16 protein-coding genes and 1 tRNA gene are annotated in these 18,258 nt (G+C 65.6%); 6 read left to right on the forward strand and 11 right to left on the reverse strand.

What is annotated here, in order from left to right; genetic code table 11:
• Nucleotides 1-5: 5 nt before the first annotated feature.
• Together OVA02_RS12140 and OVA02_RS12145 are read right to left on the reverse strand one after the other, a co-directional pair.
• The gene (locus tag OVA02_RS12140) at nt 6-590 is read right to left on the reverse strand and encodes an ester cyclase (protein ID WP_267658578.1); all 585 of its coding nucleotides are present in this window, start codon (nt 588-590) and stop codon (nt 6-8) included.
• Nucleotides 587-1,405, reverse strand: coding sequence for an SDR family oxidoreductase (locus OVA02_RS12145; protein ID WP_267658579.1), 819 nt, complete (start codon nt 1,403-1,405; stop codon nt 587-589). Before OVA02_RS12145 ends, OVA02_RS12140 begins: the two co-directional genes overlap by 4 nt.
• An 11-nt stretch (nt 1,406-1,416) precedes the next feature.
• Between OVA02_RS12145 and OVA02_RS12150 the strand changes: the two genes are divergently transcribed.
• Entirely contained in the window at nt 1,417-2,289 is an 873-nt protein-coding gene (locus OVA02_RS12150) for a LysR family transcriptional regulator (RefSeq protein ID WP_267658580.1), read from the forward strand.
• 182 nt (nt 2,290-2,471) lie between these two features.
• On the opposite strand, the gene OVA02_RS12155 is transcribed toward OVA02_RS12150, so the two are convergent.
• The 6 genes from OVA02_RS12155 to OVA02_RS12180 form a co-directional block, all read right to left on the reverse strand.
• Nucleotides 2,472-3,461 (reverse strand): sugar-binding transcriptional regulator, encoded by a 990-nt coding sequence (locus OVA02_RS12155; RefSeq protein ID WP_267658581.1) that lies wholly within the window; start codon nt 3,459-3,461, stop codon nt 2,472-2,474.
• Nucleotides 3,462-3,574: 113 nt separating this feature from the next.
• Nucleotides 3,575-4,567 (reverse strand): D-ribose ABC transporter substrate-binding protein, encoded by a 993-nt coding sequence (locus tag OVA02_RS12160; protein WP_267658582.1) that lies wholly within the window; start codon nt 4,565-4,567, stop codon nt 3,575-3,577.
• 35 nt (nt 4,568-4,602) lie between these two features.
• A complete protein-coding gene (locus OVA02_RS12165; protein ID WP_267658583.1) occupies nt 4,603-5,769 on the reverse strand; it encodes an ABC transporter permease in 1,167 nt (388 codons plus the stop codon).
• Nucleotides 5,766-6,785 (reverse strand): ATP-binding cassette domain-containing protein, encoded by a 1,020-nt coding sequence (locus OVA02_RS12170; protein ID WP_267658584.1) that lies wholly within the window; start codon nt 6,783-6,785, stop codon nt 5,766-5,768. Before OVA02_RS12170 ends, OVA02_RS12165 begins: the two co-directional genes overlap by 4 nt.
• A 2-nt stretch (nt 6,786-6,787) precedes the next feature.
• Complete coding sequence (locus tag OVA02_RS12175; RefSeq protein ID WP_267658585.1) at nt 6,788-7,267, reverse strand: ATP-binding cassette domain-containing protein; 480 nt, start codon at nt 7,265-7,267, stop codon at nt 6,788-6,790.
• Between the two features lie 38 nt (nt 7,268-7,305).
• Nucleotides 7,306-7,977 (reverse strand): DUF2291 family protein, encoded by a 672-nt coding sequence (locus OVA02_RS12180; protein ID WP_267658586.1) that lies wholly within the window; start codon nt 7,975-7,977, stop codon nt 7,306-7,308.
• A 352-nt stretch (nt 7,978-8,329) separates the two neighbouring features.
• On the opposite strand from OVA02_RS12180, the gene OVA02_RS12185 reads away from it, so the two are divergent.
• The 4 genes from OVA02_RS12185 to OVA02_RS12200 all read left to right on the forward strand — a co-directional run bounded on the left by OVA02_RS12185 (nt 8,330) and on the right by OVA02_RS12200 (nt 13,057).
• The gene (locus OVA02_RS12185) at nt 8,330-9,487 is read left to right on the forward strand and encodes a zinc-binding dehydrogenase (RefSeq protein WP_267658587.1); all 1,158 of its coding nucleotides are present in this window, start codon (nt 8,330-8,332) and stop codon (nt 9,485-9,487) included.
• A gap of 83 nt (nt 9,488-9,570) precedes the next feature.
• Complete coding sequence (locus tag OVA02_RS12190; RefSeq protein WP_267658588.1) at nt 9,571-10,842, forward strand: RbtT/DalT/CsbX family MFS transporter; 1,272 nt, start codon at nt 9,571-9,573, stop codon at nt 10,840-10,842.
• Nucleotides 10,839-12,572: a dihydroxyacetone kinase family protein gene (locus tag OVA02_RS12195; protein WP_267658589.1), complete on the forward strand. Its 1,734-nt coding sequence runs from the start codon at nt 10,839-10,841 to the stop codon at nt 12,570-12,572. Before OVA02_RS12190 ends, OVA02_RS12195 begins: the two co-directional genes overlap by 4 nt.
• The gene (locus OVA02_RS12200) at nt 12,569-13,057 is read left to right on the forward strand and encodes a ribose-5-phosphate isomerase (protein ID WP_267658590.1); all 489 of its coding nucleotides are present in this window, start codon (nt 12,569-12,571) and stop codon (nt 13,055-13,057) included. Before OVA02_RS12195 ends, OVA02_RS12200 begins: the two co-directional genes overlap by 4 nt.
• A 495-nt stretch (nt 13,058-13,552) precedes the next feature.
• On the opposite strand, the gene OVA02_RS12205 is transcribed toward OVA02_RS12200, so the two are convergent.
• The 3 genes from OVA02_RS12205 to OVA02_RS12215 all read right to left on the reverse strand — a co-directional run bounded on the left by OVA02_RS12205 (nt 13,553) and on the right by OVA02_RS12215 (nt 15,247).
• Nucleotides 13,553-14,122: a recombinase family protein gene (locus OVA02_RS12205; RefSeq protein WP_267658591.1), complete on the reverse strand. Its 570-nt coding sequence runs from the start codon at nt 14,120-14,122 to the stop codon at nt 13,553-13,555.
• A gap of 493 nt (nt 14,123-14,615) precedes the next feature.
• A tRNA-Val gene (locus tag OVA02_RS12210) sits at nt 14,616-14,688 on the reverse strand.
• Nucleotides 14,689-14,773: 85 nt separating this feature from the next.
• Nucleotides 14,774-15,247 (reverse strand): peroxiredoxin, encoded by a 474-nt coding sequence (locus tag OVA02_RS12215; RefSeq protein WP_056045573.1) that lies wholly within the window; start codon nt 15,245-15,247, stop codon nt 14,774-14,776.
• Between the two features lie 264 nt (nt 15,248-15,511).
• Between OVA02_RS12215 and aceE the strand changes: the two genes are divergently transcribed.
• Complete coding sequence (aceE, locus tag OVA02_RS12220) at nt 15,512-18,256, forward strand: pyruvate dehydrogenase (acetyl-transferring), homodimeric type (protein ID WP_123570161.1); 2,745 nt, start codon at nt 15,512-15,514, stop codon at nt 18,254-18,256.
• The last annotated feature ends 2 nt before the right edge of the window (nt 18,257-18,258 follow it).

An 18,258-nucleotide genomic window follows, 5' to 3' on the forward strand; every position in this document is an offset into this window, starting at 1 on the left:
TGAGGTTAGGAGGTCGGTTTCGGCAGAAGGCCTGCCTGCTGCTGGAAGGTGAGGTTGTCCTCGAGGTGCCAGTCCTCGACGATCCGCCCGCTTGCGCCGATGTGCTGGATGTCGATTGCGCCAAACTTGATCGGCTGGCCCTGGCCCTGGACCCCCCCGGAGACGCCGGTGAAGTGGCCCGTGAAGGTGAGGCGCGCGGTGAAGGTGTCCCCCGTGACGTACAGGTCGTCGAGCGAGCACGCCAGGTCAGGCACCGCTGCGCGGAATTGCTCCGAGGCGGCGATCGGCCCTTCGGGTCCCTGGGGTCGCCCCACGGGAAGGGTGCGGTCAAGGAAGGAGTCGTCGACAGCGACCTCGAGCCAGGACGGGTCTCCTGTGTTCCAGAAAGCGTAGAGCTGCTGTGCGCGAAGGACGACGGGCCGGCTCGTCTCGACGCTTGAGTCCCCCAGATGCACGGTTCCGGGTTGCACGAGGCCGTCGTCGTGGCTTATCGCTGCGGCCGGGTCCTCGGTCGCGGCCGGGCTCGCGCACCCGGCGGTGGCGAGGAGCGCGGCGAGACCGAGGACAAGTAGGGGTGCGCGGCGGTTCATGCGAGCCGCCCGCCGCCGTCGACGTGCAGTGTCGTCCCTGTGACGAACGTGTTGTCCATCGCGAAGCGCACGGCGGAGACGATGTCGTTGACCGAGCCGATTCGGCGAGCAGGATTGTCCGCCGCCGTCTCGGAGAACATTTTCGACTTCTCCTGCTCGCCCAGCGTGTCCCAGGCGCCGGAGTCGATAATCCCGGGCGAGATCGCGACGGCGCGGACCGGGGCGAGCTCGACCGCCAGCGCCTCGACGAGGAAGGAGACCGCTCCGTTGGTCGTCGCCATCACCGCGAGCCCGGCCGACGGCTTCCAGGCTGCGACGCCGGAAAAGAGGAGGAAGCCGCCACCTGGCCGGATCGAGGGGGCGAGGTGCTTAGCGAGCAGGATCGGCCCGATCACCTTCGCGTCGAACGCCGTCACGATAGCGTCGCGCTTCAGCTGGTGGATCGGGCCGTTCGCGTGTGCCGCGGCGAATGACACGACGAAGTCGAGCGGTCCAAGATTGGCGGCCGCCGCGATGCTTGCCTCGTCGGCGAGGTCGATCCGGACGGACCGGAGCCGGTCGCCGGCTTCTCCGGCGTCGTCGCCAAGTGTCTCGGGGCGACGTCCACCGACGATCACCTCATCCCCCCTCGCGAGCAGCTCGCGCACGAGAGCGCGGGCGATGCCCGATCCCCCGCCGACGATGAGCACGCGGTTCTTCTTTTTGTTCACGGTGGTCTCCCTGTCGCGGAGCCGGTACGGCTCCCTCACTCGAGACAACCAAGGGACGGACATGCTGAATCCATAAACGACCATTAATTCTCGAAGGTTAGGCATAGAGTTTGTCTATGCCCAGCTTGCGAGCCCTTGAGGTGATGGTGGTGCTGGCCCGGGTCGGGTCGATCGGCGCAACTGCTCGTGCGCTGCATCTCTCGCAGCCTGCGGTTTCTCATCAGGTTGCGTCCCTCGAGCGCGAGGTCGGGGTGCCCCTGGTGGACCGGAACCCAACCGGCGCGACCCTCACCCGATACGGCCGCGCGCTTGTCGATCACGCCCGCCTGGCCGTCGACGCCGCCGAGCGCGCGGTGTCGGCCGCGCGGACGGCGGACGCGGAGCAACCAATCCGGCTCGCCGTCGCCGAGAGCTTCACCCTGCCCTTCCTCGTTCCTGTGGTCACCCGCTGGAACGCCGACGGACGCACGCCGCTGCAGCTCGTCGAGACGACCAGCGCCTCCGCTTCAATCGACGACCTGCGCGCCGGCCTTCTCGACCTCGTCGTCGTCCCGGGGCCGGCGACGCTGGACGGATTACACGTCGAGCGCCTGGGGATCGAAGAGATCGTCGTCGTCGGCCGGACCGTTGGAGAGGACTCGCCGGGCCGGATACCGATCGCGGTGCTCGGCGACGGGGCGGGCCTGATTGGGGTGGACCCGTCGAACGGCTACAGCTCCTGGCTAGCCGAACGTCTCGCCGGTGCCGGAGTACTTGTCGCCTACAACCTGCAGACCCGCTCCGTACAGCAAGCCGCAGCTCTGGCCTCAGCCGGTTTTGGCATCGCCCCCGTCCCGAGGAGCGCCCTCTCACCCGGAACGGTTGCCCTGGGACTGCAACCGCCGCTCGAACGCACCGTCCTGGCCATCACTCGAGTCTCATCAGACGAGTCCGTGACCGCTCTGGTCGAAGCCCTTCGCGCCAGAATTTCCTCGGCGACCCTTGCGTGAACCTCCGCGCGGGCAGCTCCGCCCGGAGTCAGTGGCTTTCGAAGCAATGCGCGATATTCACAGAGAGAGCCGCTTGACACGACCCGCGCCCGAGCATGCGAACGCGCCCGTTTCGTAATGGGCGACAGTCTCGACCGCTCCCACGTCAGGCAATAGAGGTAGCTGCTCCGATGCCGAAACGACTAGTGCTGAAGACCACCTTTGGTGCCGACCAACAAGGCCTTGGCTGTCGCGGGGTCCGTAACTAGGTGATTGATCAGTGAGGCTCGAATGGCGCCTACGATGCTCAGGACTTTGTCCACACCGACGGCGACGCCTATGGCGTGTGGGAGATTAGCAAGGTTGTCGCGTGAGACGCGGACCATGCGTTCACTTCCCGGGAATTCGACCGCGGAGCCATCGGCCCGGAAAAAGTTGAGGCAGACATCTCCCGCTGCTTCGTCGAACAGGTGCTTGTCTTCTGGGAGTCCCGTCGACAGGTTTTCACGCGTGGCTGTGGGAGCTCCGATGCCCAAAAGCGCACCCTTGGCGGTCTTCCAAGAATCCGTCACCTGTAGGAACGTTGGATCAGCTTCCAGACCTGCGCGCATTCCCGCGCTGGGGAAGGATTGAGTGAAAAGGAACCTTGACCGAGCTCCTGACACCTCAGCCGCCATCCGGGTTATTTCGTTGGTCTGGAACCATGGCTGCGGCTCGGCTTGACCTCCAACGGCAGGCACGATCGTCACTCCGCTGAGAGGCGGGAGTGATCCCGAGAAGACAAGGTCATGCACAGTTCGGCCAAGTGACATGAGAAGCGTGTCCCCGACTCCGAGTTGCATGTCCGCAATTGCAGCAGCGACGGGGATGGCAAGGTCGCTGCCGAGCGTTGAAGCGTGCGTCACAGGTGCCAGGTAGACGGCCTTTAGCCCTAGAACGTCTCGGAGAGCCTCGGCGAGACCTGCGTTCTCGTCAATGAAGGGATCGGTGACGCTGATATGAACTAAGCCCAGTCGACGAGCTTCCGCGATCAAGCGGCTGACGGTTGGGCGAGACACGTCGAGTCGTTGCGCGATCTCGACCTGGGTCGCGTCCTCGAGGTAGTACATCCGTGCTGCTTGGTAGATGACATCAAGGGGAAACCTGGCGGCAGCACGCCCGGGGGTGCCAGGGGGTGAGTTGACGTGCGACATGGTGCTCTCTTCCTGGCGTCGCGCTGATGCTGTGCTGCCGGCGAGATGCCACCTAGCGCGCCCCTAATCTACAGAGGCTTGCACAGGTGGCATCTCGACGGGCAGAGAGCTAGCTACTCGGAGAGAGTGAAGGGCTCGGTGACCTGGTCTGCGTTCTCCTTCGTGATGAGGACGCAGTCGAATGCTTGCTTCTCTTCTGAGGCACCGGTCTCGCCGGTGCGGATGTAGGAGTCGGCCTGCTGGACCGCCTCCTTGGCGAAGGTCGCCACGGGCTGGAGGACGGTGTACTGAAGCTCGCCCGCCTTCACAGCGTCGATTGCGTCGGGCGAGCCGTCGAAGCCGCCGACCTTTACCTGTTCGAGTTTGCCGGCTTCTTTCAGGGCTGCGATGGCGCCGAGGGCCATCTCGTCGTTACCCGAGATCACACCGGTGACAGCCGGGTTCGCCTGCAGGATGGACTGCATCTTGTCGTGGCCCTGAGTACGGTCCCAGTTGGCGACCTGCTCGGCGACCTCGGTCAGCCCCGGGTACTGCGAGATGACGGTCGCGTAACCGTTCGAACGGGTCTGAGCGTTGTTGTCCGACGGTGCGCCGAAAAGCTCGGCGTAGGAACCGCTGTCTCCAACGTCCTTCACCCACTGCTGCGCACCGAGGGCGGCACCTTGGGCGTTGTTGGAGACGAGTTGCGCCTTGGCGAGCCCGGTCTCGTTGATTTCGGCGTTGACCAGGATCACTGGGATGCCAGCTGCGTCGGCCTTTTTGACGGCACCGACCGAGCCGGAGGCGTTGGCTGGGTCGAGGATGATTGCTACCGACTTGTTGGTGATGGCGGTATCGATCAGGTTGCTTTCAGTGTTGGTGTCACCTTTCGACGCAGCGACATTGGCTTCGTACCCTAGGGCTTTTGCTTCGGCCTCGGCTACGTTGCCTTCGGTCTGCCAGTACGGGTTCGAAGGGTCGTTGACGATGATCGAGATGAGTCCGCCTTCGGACGAGGCGCCCGAAGCACCCGATCCGGCGTCGGAGGTTTCTCCGGAGGCGCAGCCTGAGAGGACGAGCGTGAGGCCCGCGCCCGCGGCGAGCACCGTTGCCAGCTTGCGGTTCATTGTGTTTCCTTTCGCTGTGTCACGGTCGACGGGAGTCAACCGCGGGTCTTCTCTGGAACGGCACTGGCGGGAGCCGCAGCGTTCGTGGTGGGAGAAGAGGTCGAGGGGGTGGCGATGCCGGGGCGACCACTGCCACGGGAGCGCCGGGGCTTGCCTTTGTACTGGACGGCGTTCAGCAAGACGGCGAGAACGATGACGGCGCCGGTGAAGACGGTCTGCCAGTAGGACGAGACACCGATGATGACGAGGCCGTCGGAGAGAAATCCGATGACGAACGCGCCGAGCAGGGTGCCCCGGACGTTGCCGATACCGCCTGAGAGCGCTGCGCCACCGATGACAACGGCGGCGATCGCTGTGAGCTCGTACGAGTTGCCGGCTGTGGGGCTGGCGCTTGTCAGCTCGGACGACAGGATCAGTCCGGCAATGGCGGCGAACAGTCCGGAGAGCACGTAGACGCGCACTTTTACCCGCTTGACCGGCACACCCGACAGCTCGGAGGCACGTTCGTTGCCGCCCGAGGCGTACAGCCAACGGCCGAAGACCGTTCGGTTCAACAGCAGGCTGACGGCGATCGCGACGACGATCATCACGACGACGCCGATCGGCAGGCCGAGAAGGCGGTTGAAGCCCAGCCAATCGAAGCCTGTGTTCCCGAGTGCCGGGTCGCCGGCCAGGTCGTTGTAGGTGAGGCCGTTGGTCATCAGCAGGCCAACACCGCGGACGACGTAGAGCATGCCAAGGGTCGCAACGAATGGGGCGACCTTGAACCGGGCGACGAGTATGCCGTTGATGAGCCCGATGAAGGCGCCCATTGCGCATGAGAGCACGACCACTACCCAGAGGGCCGGGTAGAGGGTGGTGCTGCCGATTGCGACACCGTTCATCAAGAAGCCGGCGATCACGCCCGAGAAGCCGAGCGTTGATCCGACAGAGAGATCGATACCGCCGTTCAGGATGACGAGCAGCATGCCGATCGCGAGGATCGCGTACACCGCGACGTGGGAGGACATCGTCAGCAGGTTGCCGACCGTGAAGTAGTTCGGCGACAGCACCGAGAAGACGATGATGATGGCGATGAGGGCGAAGAATGCTCGCCCTTGCAGCAACAATCGACCGATGTCGAACCCGTCGGCGAAGAAGGTGGGGCGTCGCTGTCCGGGCGCGGTGGTGGTCATGATGGACTTCCGTTCGGTGGTGGTCACGAGATCACGGCCTCGCCCGAGGCGGCCATGATGGCTTCTTTTGTGGTGTCGGCTCCGAACTCGGCGGCGATGCGGCCGCGACTCATGACGACGATGCGGTGGGCGATGCTGAGGCACTCGCCGACCTCTGAGGTCGTGTAGACGACGGCGAGACCATTGCGGGCGCGCTCGGCAAGCAGACGAAACACTTCCGCCTTGGCGCCGATGTCGATTCCGCGGCTGGGCTCGTCGAGCAGGATCACATCGGGCTCGGTGGCGAGCATCTTGCCGATGACGACTTTCTGCTGGTTGCCGCCCGAGAGCGAGCCGATCATGGCGCCGCCGCCCGAGGTCTTGACGTGAACGGTGCGGATCGAGTCGGTGACAAGGTCGACCTCGCGGCGGCCCGAGAGGAAAAGACCTCTGACGAACGATCCGATGCTGGCCAGCGACATGTTGCGACCGACCGTCATGGTCTGGACGAGACCGTCGCGCTGTCGATCTTCCGGCACGAGTCCTAGACCTTCGTCGATTCGCTCGGCGATCGACAGACCGGCTAGGTCGCGCCCGTTTTTCAGGATGCGCCCCTCGCTTACCGAGTTGCGGCCGGCGACCGCCTCGAGCAGCTCGGTACGTCCGGCTCCCATCAGCCCATAAAGGCAGACGATCTCGCCAGCCCGGACGTCCAGGTCGAGGTGGTCGACCACGTTGCGGTCGGCGATGTCGCCATCGGGCACCGTCACACCCTGGATCGAGAGAGCGACTTCGCCGAACTCGTACCCAGAGGGCGGCGATCCGAGGTCGAAACCCTCACCGACCATCGCCCGGACGACCCAGGCGAGATCGATGTCGGCGGCGATCGCCGTCGCAGTGACCGACCCGTCGCGGAGCACGACGGCGTGGTCGGTGATCTCGAGCGCCTCCTCGAGGTGGTGAGAGATGTAGACGATGGAGACGCCGCGCGAGGTCAAATCGTGGATGACCGTGAAAAGGACCTCGACCTCGGCGGCGCTGAGCGCGCTGGTCGGTTCGTCCATGATCAGGATGCGCGCGTCCACCGATAGGGCGCGAGCGATTTCGACCAGTTGCTGCTGTCCGAGCCCCGGAGGTCCGCCACAGTGGTCAGAGGATCGATGTCTTCGCCGAGCTCGTCGAGGACGGCTTTCGCCTGGCGCGCCTCCTCCGCGTAGTCGACACCGGTCGGCCCGTGGATCTCGCGCCCGAGGAAGATGTTGTCGCGCACCGACAGGTTCGGGGCGAGGCTCAGCTCCTGATGAATGATCGAGATGCCGTGCTCACGGGCGTCGACCGTGTTGGCGAAAACGACCGGCTCGCCGTGCAGCACGATCTCGCCCGAGGTGGGCTGCTCGACTCCCGACAGGATCTTCATCAGCGTCGACTTGCCCGCCCCGTTCTCGCCGAACAGCGTGGTCACCTGCCCGCGGTGAATGGAGAACCCGACGCCTTTGAGCGCTCGCGTGGCGCCGTAGGTCTTGACGACGTCGACCGCCCGCAGCACGACGTCACCCCTGGTCGGTTCGGTACCCTCCACGGTGCTCACTGGACGACCAGGTCGGACGGGGTCACGAGCCAGCCAGCCGGGTTGATGAGCTGGAACGCCCCCGTGACTTCGACCGTTTTTCCCTCGAGCGTTGTCGTGTCGATGCTGCCGAGCACGGTGGACTTGAGTTGCTCGTTGAGCGCGGACGCGGCGTCCTGGTAGTCGATCTGGTTCGTGAACTGCCCGAACTCAACGGTGCCGGTCGCGTCGCGCAGGTCGGTGCCATTGATCGCGGGGCCGGTCTGGACGCGGATCAAGATGTCGCTCGACACACCCTCAATGGTGACTGGGTAAATGCCCGCCTGGCCGGCGCCGACCGTGCCCGTGAAGGTGGTCGAGATCTCGGGACCGGCGCCCGCGTCGACGCCGTACTCCTCGCCCGCGGCGGCAGGGTCAGCCAGCACGGCGGCAGCTAGCTCGTCGGCGGGGACGGCTCGCTCGGCGATGCCCTGCTGGATCGTGGGGAAGTTCTCGGCACCCCACGCCTCGGCCGAGAACGCTTCAGGACCGGCGCCCAGATCTGAGTCCGCCCCGACCACGGTGGTGCTAAGGCCCATAGCCACAAGCAAGGCAACGACTACCGCGCCCGTGACGATCGCACGATTGCGCTTCCGGTTAGTGCCGCGCGCATGCTGATTTCGGCCACGACCAGTTTCCAGGGCCGTCACAGCCCCACCGATGCCAGGAGAGCTGAAGACGACTCGAGAGCACATGTGGCCTCGACGAAGGCGGAACGCATCATTGCGAAAATCCCATTCGATATGCGGGTATTGGTCGGCAACGGCGGCGTGACCTGGGGGGCGCACCGCCGCTGCCTAAGCCCACACGCTTGGGGGCCCGAGAGGAAATTATGTTCTAAACAGAATTTCCGCAAGTCCTCGGCTGGAAATGTTTCGACTTGTAGATGCGTTGAAATTTTGTTCTTGACTTTTGTTCTGACCGATGTAGCCTCAAATGAGTCGCGCTGATGCGACGAAGCCGCGACGACGCGGCCAGCCGAGACGCAGGAGGCCACCAACGATGTCCACAGCCACCATTTCCGAAATTGACGACTCCGCCAGCGCTGTTCCGGCCACGATGAAAGCAGTCGTCGTGCACGGCCCCGAGGACTACCGACTCGACACCGTCGACGTCCCGACCCCCGGCGCCGGCGAGTTGCTGCTCAAGGTCGACGCCGTCGGTGTCTGTGCGAGCGACCTCAAGTGCTACCACGGCGCGGCCAAGTTCTGGGGCGACGAGAACCGCCCGGCCTGGGCCGAGCGCGATCGCATCGCTGGCCACGAGTTCGTAGGAACCGTCGTCTCTGGCGACGACGCTGCCCTTGCCAAGCGAGGCGTGAGTCTCGGCGACCGCATTGCGTGCGAACAGATCGTGCCCTGCTGGGAGTGCCGCTACTGCCTGATGGGCGCCTACTGGATGTGCGGCCCGCACGACATGTTCGGTTTCAAGGGCTTCGACGGGGCCATGGCTGAGTACGTGCTCGTACCCACCCGAGCGCTGACTCACCCAGTCAGCCGCGACCTCGCCCCGCACGTGGCCGCCTTCGCTGAACCGCTGTCGTGCGCGATGCACGCCGTCGAACGCGGCAACATCAAGTTCGACGACGTCGTCGTCATCGCTGGCGCCGGACCGATCGGCCTGGGAGCCATCGCCGGCACCCGCCAGAAAAACCCCAAGCTCGTGATCGCGCTCGACATGAGCGACGACAAGCTCGCCCTCGCCACCAAGGCTGGCGCCGATCTCGTGATCAACATCACGAAAGAGGACGCCGTCGCCAAGGTCAAAGAACTGACCGACGGATACGGTGCCGACGTCTACATCGAGGCGACCGGTCACCCCTCCGCCGTGTCGCAGGGCCTGAACATCCTGCGGAAACTCGGCACCTACGTCGAGTACTCAGTCTTCGGCTCCAACGCGTCGGTTGACTGGTCCATCATCAGCGACGACAAAGAGCTCAACGTGCTGGGCGCACACCTCGGCCCCCACTGCTGGCCCGCCGCCATCAAGCTGCTCGAGAGCGGCAAGCTCCCCATGGACGAGATCTGCACCCACCAGTTCCCTCTTGACCGCTTCCAAGAAGCCCTCGACCTCGTCGCCGACAGCGAAGGCGGCTCCGTCAAGGTCAGCATCGTTCCCTCCCTCACCGAGGCCACCACCTCCGCCGCCGTCCACTCCTGAGAAGGATTCGGAGTCGCGGTATGACAACGGAAACGACGATTAGTCCTTTTTCGACCCCTCAGGGCCGCCTTGACCGTCTCGGCATGCCACGTGTGCTATTCCCAGGCTTCGTCGCCGTGCTGGTCTTCATGACTGGTAACGGCGTCGAATCCAACTTCATCACCCCGCACATGATCGAGGTCCTTGGCTCCCCCGAGGCAACGGTCGCCAACATCATCACCGGGTACAGTCTTGCCGTCCTCGTGGGCAGCTACCTTTCAGGAGCCCTCGCCGACCTGATCGGCCCGCGCAAGGTCATGCTGATCGGGTTCCTTATCTGGATCGTCTTTGAGGTGCTGTTCTTGCTGAGCCTCCAGGCTCAGAGCATCCCGCTGACCGCCTTGACCTACACGCTCCGCGGTTTCGGCTACCCGATTTTCGCGTTCGCCTTCCTGGTGTGGGTCAACATCATCACGCCGGTTAAGCGCAACGGCTCCGCCGTCGGCTGGTTCTACGTCGCCTTCACCGGTGGCCTGCCCACCCTCGGATCGCTCTTCGCCATCGGAGCCATCCCCACTTTCGGCGGCGGAACCGTCGGCGAGACCGGTGCCATGATCGCCTCCATCGGCCTCGTCGTGATCGGGTTCTTGATCGCCTGGTTCGGGGTGAAGGAAGTGCGAGGGCGGCGAAGGATCGCGCCGGCCGGCGAGAGCGCCACTGCGGTACTCACCTCAGGGCTGCGTCTCACCTTCACACGAGGCAAGATCCTCATGGGCTTCCTCATCCGGCTGATCAACACAGCCCCGCAGTACGCGATGTTCATCGTCCTGCCGGTGATCATCGCGGAAGACCGCGGCTGGGGTCAATCACGCTGGCTGCTCATGACGGTCTGCGTCTATGCCACGAACATCCTGGTCAACGCTCTCTTCGGCGCGATCGGCGACAGATTCGGCTGGCAGCGCACCGTCAAGTGGTTCGGCATCGCAGGGTCCGCCCTTGGCTTGCTGCTGTGGTGGTACGTGCCCCAGCTCGTCCCGGCCGGTAGCGACTGGGGCTACGTGCTCTCCGTGATCGCCGGCTGCGTCTTCGGCTGCCTGCTCGCCGGCTTCGTGCCGATGGGCGCGATCATGCCCGCCCTCGCGCCCGACCACAAAGGCGCCGCCATGGCGATGTACACGACAGCCGCGGGTGGAGCCGCATTCCTCGGCTCGAGCGTCGTGGCCTTGGTCTTCGGGCTCGGCGGCTCGGGTGTCGGAGTCGTGTGGACCTTCGTCGGCCTCTACGCCATCGCATTCGTGATGATCCACTTCCTCAACGTTCCCCAGGGCGGCCGCAGCCACAGCCGACCCACCAGTAGAGAGAGCACCAGCTCATGACCACCATCTACGACGATCCCGACGAGTTCGCCGACGACCAACTCACCGGATTTCTCGCCTTGTACGCCGATCGTCTTCGCGGCGTGCCCGGCGGCGTTGTCTCCCACCGCGGCCAGGGCGGCCCGCAGGTCGCCGTCGTCATCGGCGGCGGCTCAGGCCACTACCCCGCCTTCAGCGGCACCGTCGGCCCAGGCCTGGCCACCGGAGCCGTGGTCGGCAACATCTTCACCTCGCCGTCGGCCGCGCAGGCCTACTCGGTCGCAAAGGCTGCCGACCAGGGCAAGGGCGTCGTCTTCAGCTTCGGCAACTACGCCGGCGACATCATGAACTTCGGCATCGCCGCCGAACGCCTCCGCAAAGAAGGTATTGACACTCGCATCGTGGTCGTGACCGACGACGTCGCCTCCGCCGACGAACCCTCGAAGCGCCGCGGAATCGCGGGTGATTTCTCGGTCTTCAAGGCCATGGGCGCCGCAGCGGCCGAAGGCGCTTCGCTCGACGAGGTCGAGCGCATCGGCAACGCCTCAAACGACGCGACCCGCACACTCGGCGTTGCCTTCTCAGGCTGCACGATGCCCGGCGCCGCCGAGCCGCTCTTTGAGGTCCCCGAAGGGCACCTCGGCCTGGGGCTCGGCATCCACGGCGAACCGGGCATCCGCGACGTCGAGCTGATGCCGGCGACCGACCTAGCAGACCTCTTTGTCGACCGACTGCTCGAGGACCGGCCCCGCCGCGCAAAGGTCGCTCCGATCCTCAACGGCCTCGGCACGACTAAGTATGAAGAGCTCTTCCTACTCTGGGGTCACATCGCTCGCAGACTGGCAGACGCCGATGTCGAGGTCATCGAGCCCGAGGTGGGCGAGCTCGTCACCAGCCTCGACATGGGTGGTGTCTCGCTGACTCTGCAGTGGCTCGACGATGAGCTCGAACGACTCTGGCGCGCCGACGCCTACACCCCCGCGTACCGCAAACTGCGAGCTCCACTCGACGAGCTCGTGGCGCCCTCACCAGACGAACTCGCAGCCGGAGTCGACGACACCGCCCCTGCCGCTACCGAGGCGGCCGCGCGGCTGGGTGGCAGAGTCCGCACGGCGCTCGGCGCGATCCATGATCTGCTGCGCCGCGAAGAGGAAACCCTCGGCCGCATCGACGCAGTGGCCGGCGACGGCGATCACGGACGCGGAATGCTCAAGGGCATCGGCGCGGCCGTCTCGCGGGTCGACGGCGTTGCCGACGGGGCAGGAGGCGCGTGGCTACTCAGCCGCGCTGGCTTGGCCTGGGCAGAGCACGCCGGCGGCACCTCCGGGGTCCTCTGGGGTTCAGCGCTCGAAGCCCTCGCCACCTCGCTGACCGATGACCGCGAAGACTACGCGGCTGTGCAGATCGTCGATGGCGTCGACGCGTTTGCCGAGTCGATCGTCGACCTGGGCCGGGCGAGCGAAGGCGACAAAACCATGCTTGATGCTTTGCTGCCGTTCGCGCGGTCGCTGCGCGAGCGGGTCGACGCAGGTGACGCTCTGCCGGTGGCCTGGACTGCGGCGGCTCAGGTGTCCGTCGCCGCCGCGTCGGCCACCGCAGAACTCCGGCCCAAGGTGGGACGTGCCCGTCCGCTCGCGGAAAAGAGTGTCGGCACCCCCGATGCCGGAGCAACGTCTATGGCCATGATCGTCACGGTCGTCGGCGAAGTCCTCAACTGGCCAACCGCTTGGGAAGAAGGAACAGCATCATGAGCACCAATCGCACCTATCGCCTCGTCGTCGGTTCAGACGACGCCGGGTTCGACTACAAAGAGGCAATCAAGGCCGACCTGCTGACCGACCCTCGGGTATCGATCATCACCGATATGGGCGTCGATGCAGACAGTCACACCACCTACCCCCATATTGCAGTCGACGCGGCGCGAATGGTGGCCGAGGGAAAAGCCGACCGCGCGATCCTCATCTGCGGCACGGGACTCGGCGTCGCGATTGCAGCGAACAAGGTCCCCGGCATCCGCGCCGTCACTGCGCATGACTCGTTCTCCGTCGAGCGAAGCGTGCTTTCGAACGATGCTCAGGTGCTCTGCATGGGCCAGCGCGTCATCGGTCTCGAGGTCGCCCGCCGCATGGCGAAGGAGTGGCTGGGCTACCAATTCGACACGACAAGCGCATCAGCCGAGAAGGTCCGGGCCATCTGTCAGTACGACGGCTCTCTACCAGTCGGAATGGATAGCTGATCGATACCTCAGGCTTGCCCCGTTCGCTGGCGCCATCTAAGTGCGCCTGGTCATCTTGAGTTTTCGGCGGAAGTCGTCGGAGACGGGCCGTTCGGCGCAGCCGAGCGGGCGAGAGCAGCCACGGCTTCTCTGAGGTTCTCAACGTGTCACCAACGTCATGGCCTGGTACAGCTATGAAGACCGATGCCAGAGCCCTGACCGTCAACTGTGTCTGCTGCTTCGAGGTGATGTCGTAGTGCTCCCAGAAGGACCACCGATCGAGGAGCTGTGGCGCCCGACCCGTGAGTGGGTGGACACCACAGGTCACTCTCTCGCTAGGAAGGTTTGACGACGTTTTCGAAGACTCCATGAGCCGACGAACGGCAAACATGCCGGTTATCAGATCGCGCTCGACGAGGTAGGCCGTTCTTTCCGTCCAACGCCTCGAAGCAGCCCGCTTCTCAAGCGCATCGGCGGAGGTCCAGAGCTGTTCGCGCCATGGGACTGAGCCCGAAATCACGCCTGCTCCGCTCGCTGGATCGCGCGGTAGACGGTCGAGCGGGCCACGCCGAACAGCTCGGCGATCTCGCTGGTCGTGTGCTCGCCGGTGCGGTGCAGCTGCACGAGGTGCTTCTCCTGCGAAGCAGTCAACTTGGGCTTGCGGCCCCGGAGCTTGCCGGCGGCCTTCGCGATCGCCATGCCCTCACGGGTCCGGGCACGTATGAGGTCGGCCTCGAACTCGGCCACCATGCCGAGGACGTTGAACAGGAGCCGGCCGACAGGATCGGTGGGGTCGTAGACCGCTCCCCCAAGGTTGAGCGAGACACCCTTCTTCGTCAGCTCGTCCGCAATGTCGGTCGCGTCGCGCAGCGACCGCGCGAGACGATCGAGCTTGGTGACGACGAGGACGTCGCCGGCACGGCAAGCGGCCAGGGCCTCGCGCAGACCTGGCCGGGCTCGAGTCGTGCCCGATAAGCCGTGGTCAACATGCACGTGTTGATTGTCAACACCGAGCGCTGCAAGACCGTCGCGTTGTGCTGCGAGATCCTGGCCCGAGGTCGACACGCGGGCGTATCCGATGAGCATCTGACGACTGTAGCGTTCAGACCCCCGTCACCGGGCATTTTTGCGGGACAGGCATACGCGAATGCGCAGGCCAGACGCCACTTGACCTCGGCCGTCCAAAGCGGCCGCTCGCGAGTGTCCCGATGAACGACCGACTTGCGGGCGGCCACGATACGAGGCCCGGCAGGAGATCACCTCGTCGATCCAAGGCTGCCCCGGCCACGAATGATTCACGTAGCCGCCAACACCGGGCATTCGGGCAGCAGAAATTTAAGTGGTTCAGGTCTCCGTCACCGACTGACGCTCAGCGATCCGCTCGGGCTCAGGGGCTTGAGCGCTGGCCGAACCAAATCCCCACGGCCTCACCCGGATCCTCCGGGCACAGTCGCCCGCGGCCCATGCTTACGGACTGCGGTGGGGCTCCACCAACACCACACCGACACGGAACGCCAGCCTAGGTAGCGGCAGAGTACCTGGGGCGTGTCAAAAGTCTCCTGATCGGGACTTTCGAGGGTGGGCCCTACCGGGCTCGAACCGATGACATCCACGGTGTAAACGTGGCGCTCTACCAACTGAGCTAAAGGCCCTCGCACCGGGACGAGCCGGGCGAGCGACTACAGGTTAGCGGGTGGACGAACGGACCCGCGCCTCCTGCGGTCGTGATCGCGGTCGTCAGGCCGAGACGGGGACGAGGAGGTCGAGCGCGGCGCGGTAGTCGGCGAGCGAGCGCTCCTGGCCGGGCTCCGTGCCGAAGTGTTCGCGGATCACCCCGTCGACGTCGATCAGGAAGGTGGTGCGGGTCGCGAAACCCTTGTTCTCGAGGAAGACGCCGTACTCCTTCGAGACCTCGCCGTGCGGCCAGAAGTCCGCCAGCAGGGTGAAGTCGTAGCCCTTCTCCTCGGCGAAGGCGCGCAGCGTGGCCTTGGAGTCGACGGAGACGACGAGCAACTCGACGCGGTGGTCCTGGAACATCGCGAGGTTGTCGCGGAGGGTGCAGAGCTCTTTCGTGCAGGTGCTGCTGAACGCCAGGGGGAAGAACACCAGCGCGACGGGCTTGACGCCCCGGAAGTCGCTCAACCGGACTCGCTCGCCGAACTGGTTCGGCAGGTCGAAGTCGGGAGCCTGGATGGCGTTCTCCAAAGCCATGGGTGCGTTCCTTTCGCGTCGACCCGGGCGGTCGGCGACTGACACGATCGCCGATCCTACGCCTCACTCGTCGGTTTCCACACGGTGGCGTGGCCGGACGTTCCCAGCGCGTGCCGAGCCTGTCCCGGTCCGGGCAACTAGAGTGGGCTGGTCAGGCGGAGTGCGTCTCGGAACCCGGGCACGACGGGCCTGACATCTGTTTGTCCACTCCACGCGGTGGCCCTCCAAGAGACGGCTGCTCCACACAGATGATTGAGGTCAAGGGTGACGGTTAACGATCAGGACCCGTACACGGTCGACAAGGCCGATCGCGATCCCGAAGAGACCGCCGAGTGGCGTGAGTCGCTCGACGCTCTCGTGAAGGCGCAGGGTCACGAACGTGCCCGCGAGATCATGAAGAGCCTGCTCACCCGGTCGAGCGAGCTGCACCTGGGCGTGCCGATGGTGCCGAAGACGGACTACGTCAACACCATCGCCCCCGAGGACGAGCCCGAGTTCCCCGGCGACGAAGACCTCGAGCGCCGCTACCGCAAGTGGGTCCGCTGGAACGCCGCCATCACGGTGCACCGCGCCCAGCGCCCCGGCGTCTCGGTGGGTGGTCACATCTCGACGTACGCCTCGTCCGCCGCCCTGTACGAGGTCGGCAACAACCACTTCTTCCGCGGTCAGGACCACTCCGGTGGCGGCGACCAGGTGTTCTTCCAGGGCCACGCCTCCCCCGGCATGTACGCCCGCGCCTACCTCGAGGGCCGGCTGGGCACGGACCAGCTCGACGGCTTCCGCCAAGAGAAGTCGCACGCCTCGGGCGGACTCAGCTCGTATCCGCACCCGCGCCTCATGCCCGACTTCTGGCAGTTCCCGACCGTGTCGATGGGCCTCGGTCCGATCAACGCGATCTACCAGGCGCAGGTCGCCAAGTACCTCACCAACCGTGGCATCAAGGACGCCAGCGACCAGCAGGTCTGGGCGTTCCTCGGCGACGGCGAGATGGACGAGGTCGAGAGCCGCGGTCAGCTGCAGGTGGCGGCCAACGAGGGCCTCGACAACCTGAACTTCGTCATCAACTGCAACCTGCAGCGCCTCGACGGTCCGGTCCGCGGCAACGGCAAGATCATCCAAGAACTCGAGTCGTTCTTCCGCGGCGCCGGCTGGAACGTCATCAAGGTCGTCTGGGGTCGCGAGTGGGACACCCTGCTCGCGAACGACTCGAGCGGCGCACTGCTCAACCTCATGAACACCACGCCCGACGGCGACTTCCAGACCTACAAGGCCGAGAGCGGCGGCTACGTCCGCGACAACTTCTTCGGTCGCGACCCACGCGCCCTCGAACTCGTCTCGGACTACTCGGACGACGACATCTGGAACCTCAAGCGCGGTGGCCACGACTACCGCAAGGTCTACGCCGCCTTCAAGGCCGCGACCGAGCACAAGGGCCAGCCCACGGTCATCCTCGCCAAGACGGTCAAGGGCTACGGCCTGGGGCCGTCCTTCGAGGGGCGCAACGCGACCCACCAGATGAAGAAGCTCACGCTCGACAACCTCAAGCAGTTCCGTGACGAGCTCCGCATCCCGATCAGCGACGCCCAGCTCGACGAGAACCCGTACCTGCCGCCGTACTACCACCCCGGTCAGGACGACGACGCGATCCAGTACATGCAGGAGCGTCGTCGTGCGCTCGGCGGCTACGTGCCCGAGCGCCGGACCAAGTACACGCAGATCGCGGTCCCCGAGGCGAAGACCTACGACGTCGTCAAGAAGGGGTCGGGCAAGCAGGAGGTCGCCACCACGATGGCCTTCGCGCGCCTCCTGAAGGACCTGCTGCGCTCGCCCGACTTCGGCCACCGCATCGTGCCGATCATCCCCGACGAGGCCCGCACCTTCGGCATGGACGCGTACTTCCCGACGTCCAAGATCTACAACCCGAACGGTCAGCACTACACCTCGGTCGACCGCGAACTGCTGCTCGCCTACAAGGAGAGCCCGCAGGGCCAGATCATCCACGTCGGCATCAACGAGGCCGGCGCGTTCGCGGCCTTCACCGCCGTCGGCACCTCGTACTCGACGCAGGGCGAACCGCTCATCCCGGTCTACGTCTTCTACTCGATGTTCGGGTTCCAGCGCACCGGCGACGCCATGTGGGCCGCCGGCGACCAGATGGCGCGCGGCTTCATCATCGGTGCCACCGCGGGTCGCACGACGCTGACCGGCGAGGGCCTCCAGCACGCCGACGGCCACTCCCTGCTGCTGGCGTCGACGAACCCCGCGGTCGTCTCGTACGACCCGGCGTTCGGCTACGAGCTCGGGCACATCGTCAAGTCGGGCATGGACCGCATGTACGGCACGGACGAGCACGGCAACGCGTCGCACTCCGACCCGAACGTCATGTACTACATCACCGTGTACAACGAGCCGATGGCCCAGCCCGTCGAACCCGAGGGCCTCGACGTGGACGGCGTGGTGCGCGGCATCTACAAGCTCAAGGACGCCGAGAACCTGGGTCCCCGCGCCCAGCTCCTGGCGTCCGGCGTCGGTGTGCCGTGGGCTCTCGAGGCGCAGCAGCTGCTCGCCGACGACTGGAACGTCGCGGCCGACGTCTGGAGCGTCACCAGCTGGAACGAACTGCGCCGCGACGGCCTGGCCGCCGAGGAGCACAACTTCCTGCACCCGAACGACGAGCCGAAGACGCCCTACGTCACCGAGAAGCTGAAGGACTCCGAGGGCCCCGTCATCGCCACGAGCGACTTCATGGCCGCCGTGCCCGACCAGATCCGCGAGTACGTGCCCGGCGACTACCTGACCCTCGGGGCCGACGGCTTCGGTTTCAGCGACACCCGGGCCGCCGCCCGCCGGTTCTTCAAGATCGACGGACCGTCGGTCGTCGTCCGCACCCTGCAGGCCCTGGCCCGTCGCGGCGAGGTCGACCCCGCTGTGGTCCAGCAGGCGATCGATCGCTACCAGCTGCACGACGTCACGGCCGGCACCAGCGGCACCGCCGGCGGGGAGGCCTGACG

The organism is Frigoribacterium sp. SL97, from assembly GCF_026625765.1.
In the GTDB taxonomy this organism is placed as follows: Bacteria; Actinomycetota; Actinomycetes; order Actinomycetales; family Microbacteriaceae; genus Frigoribacterium.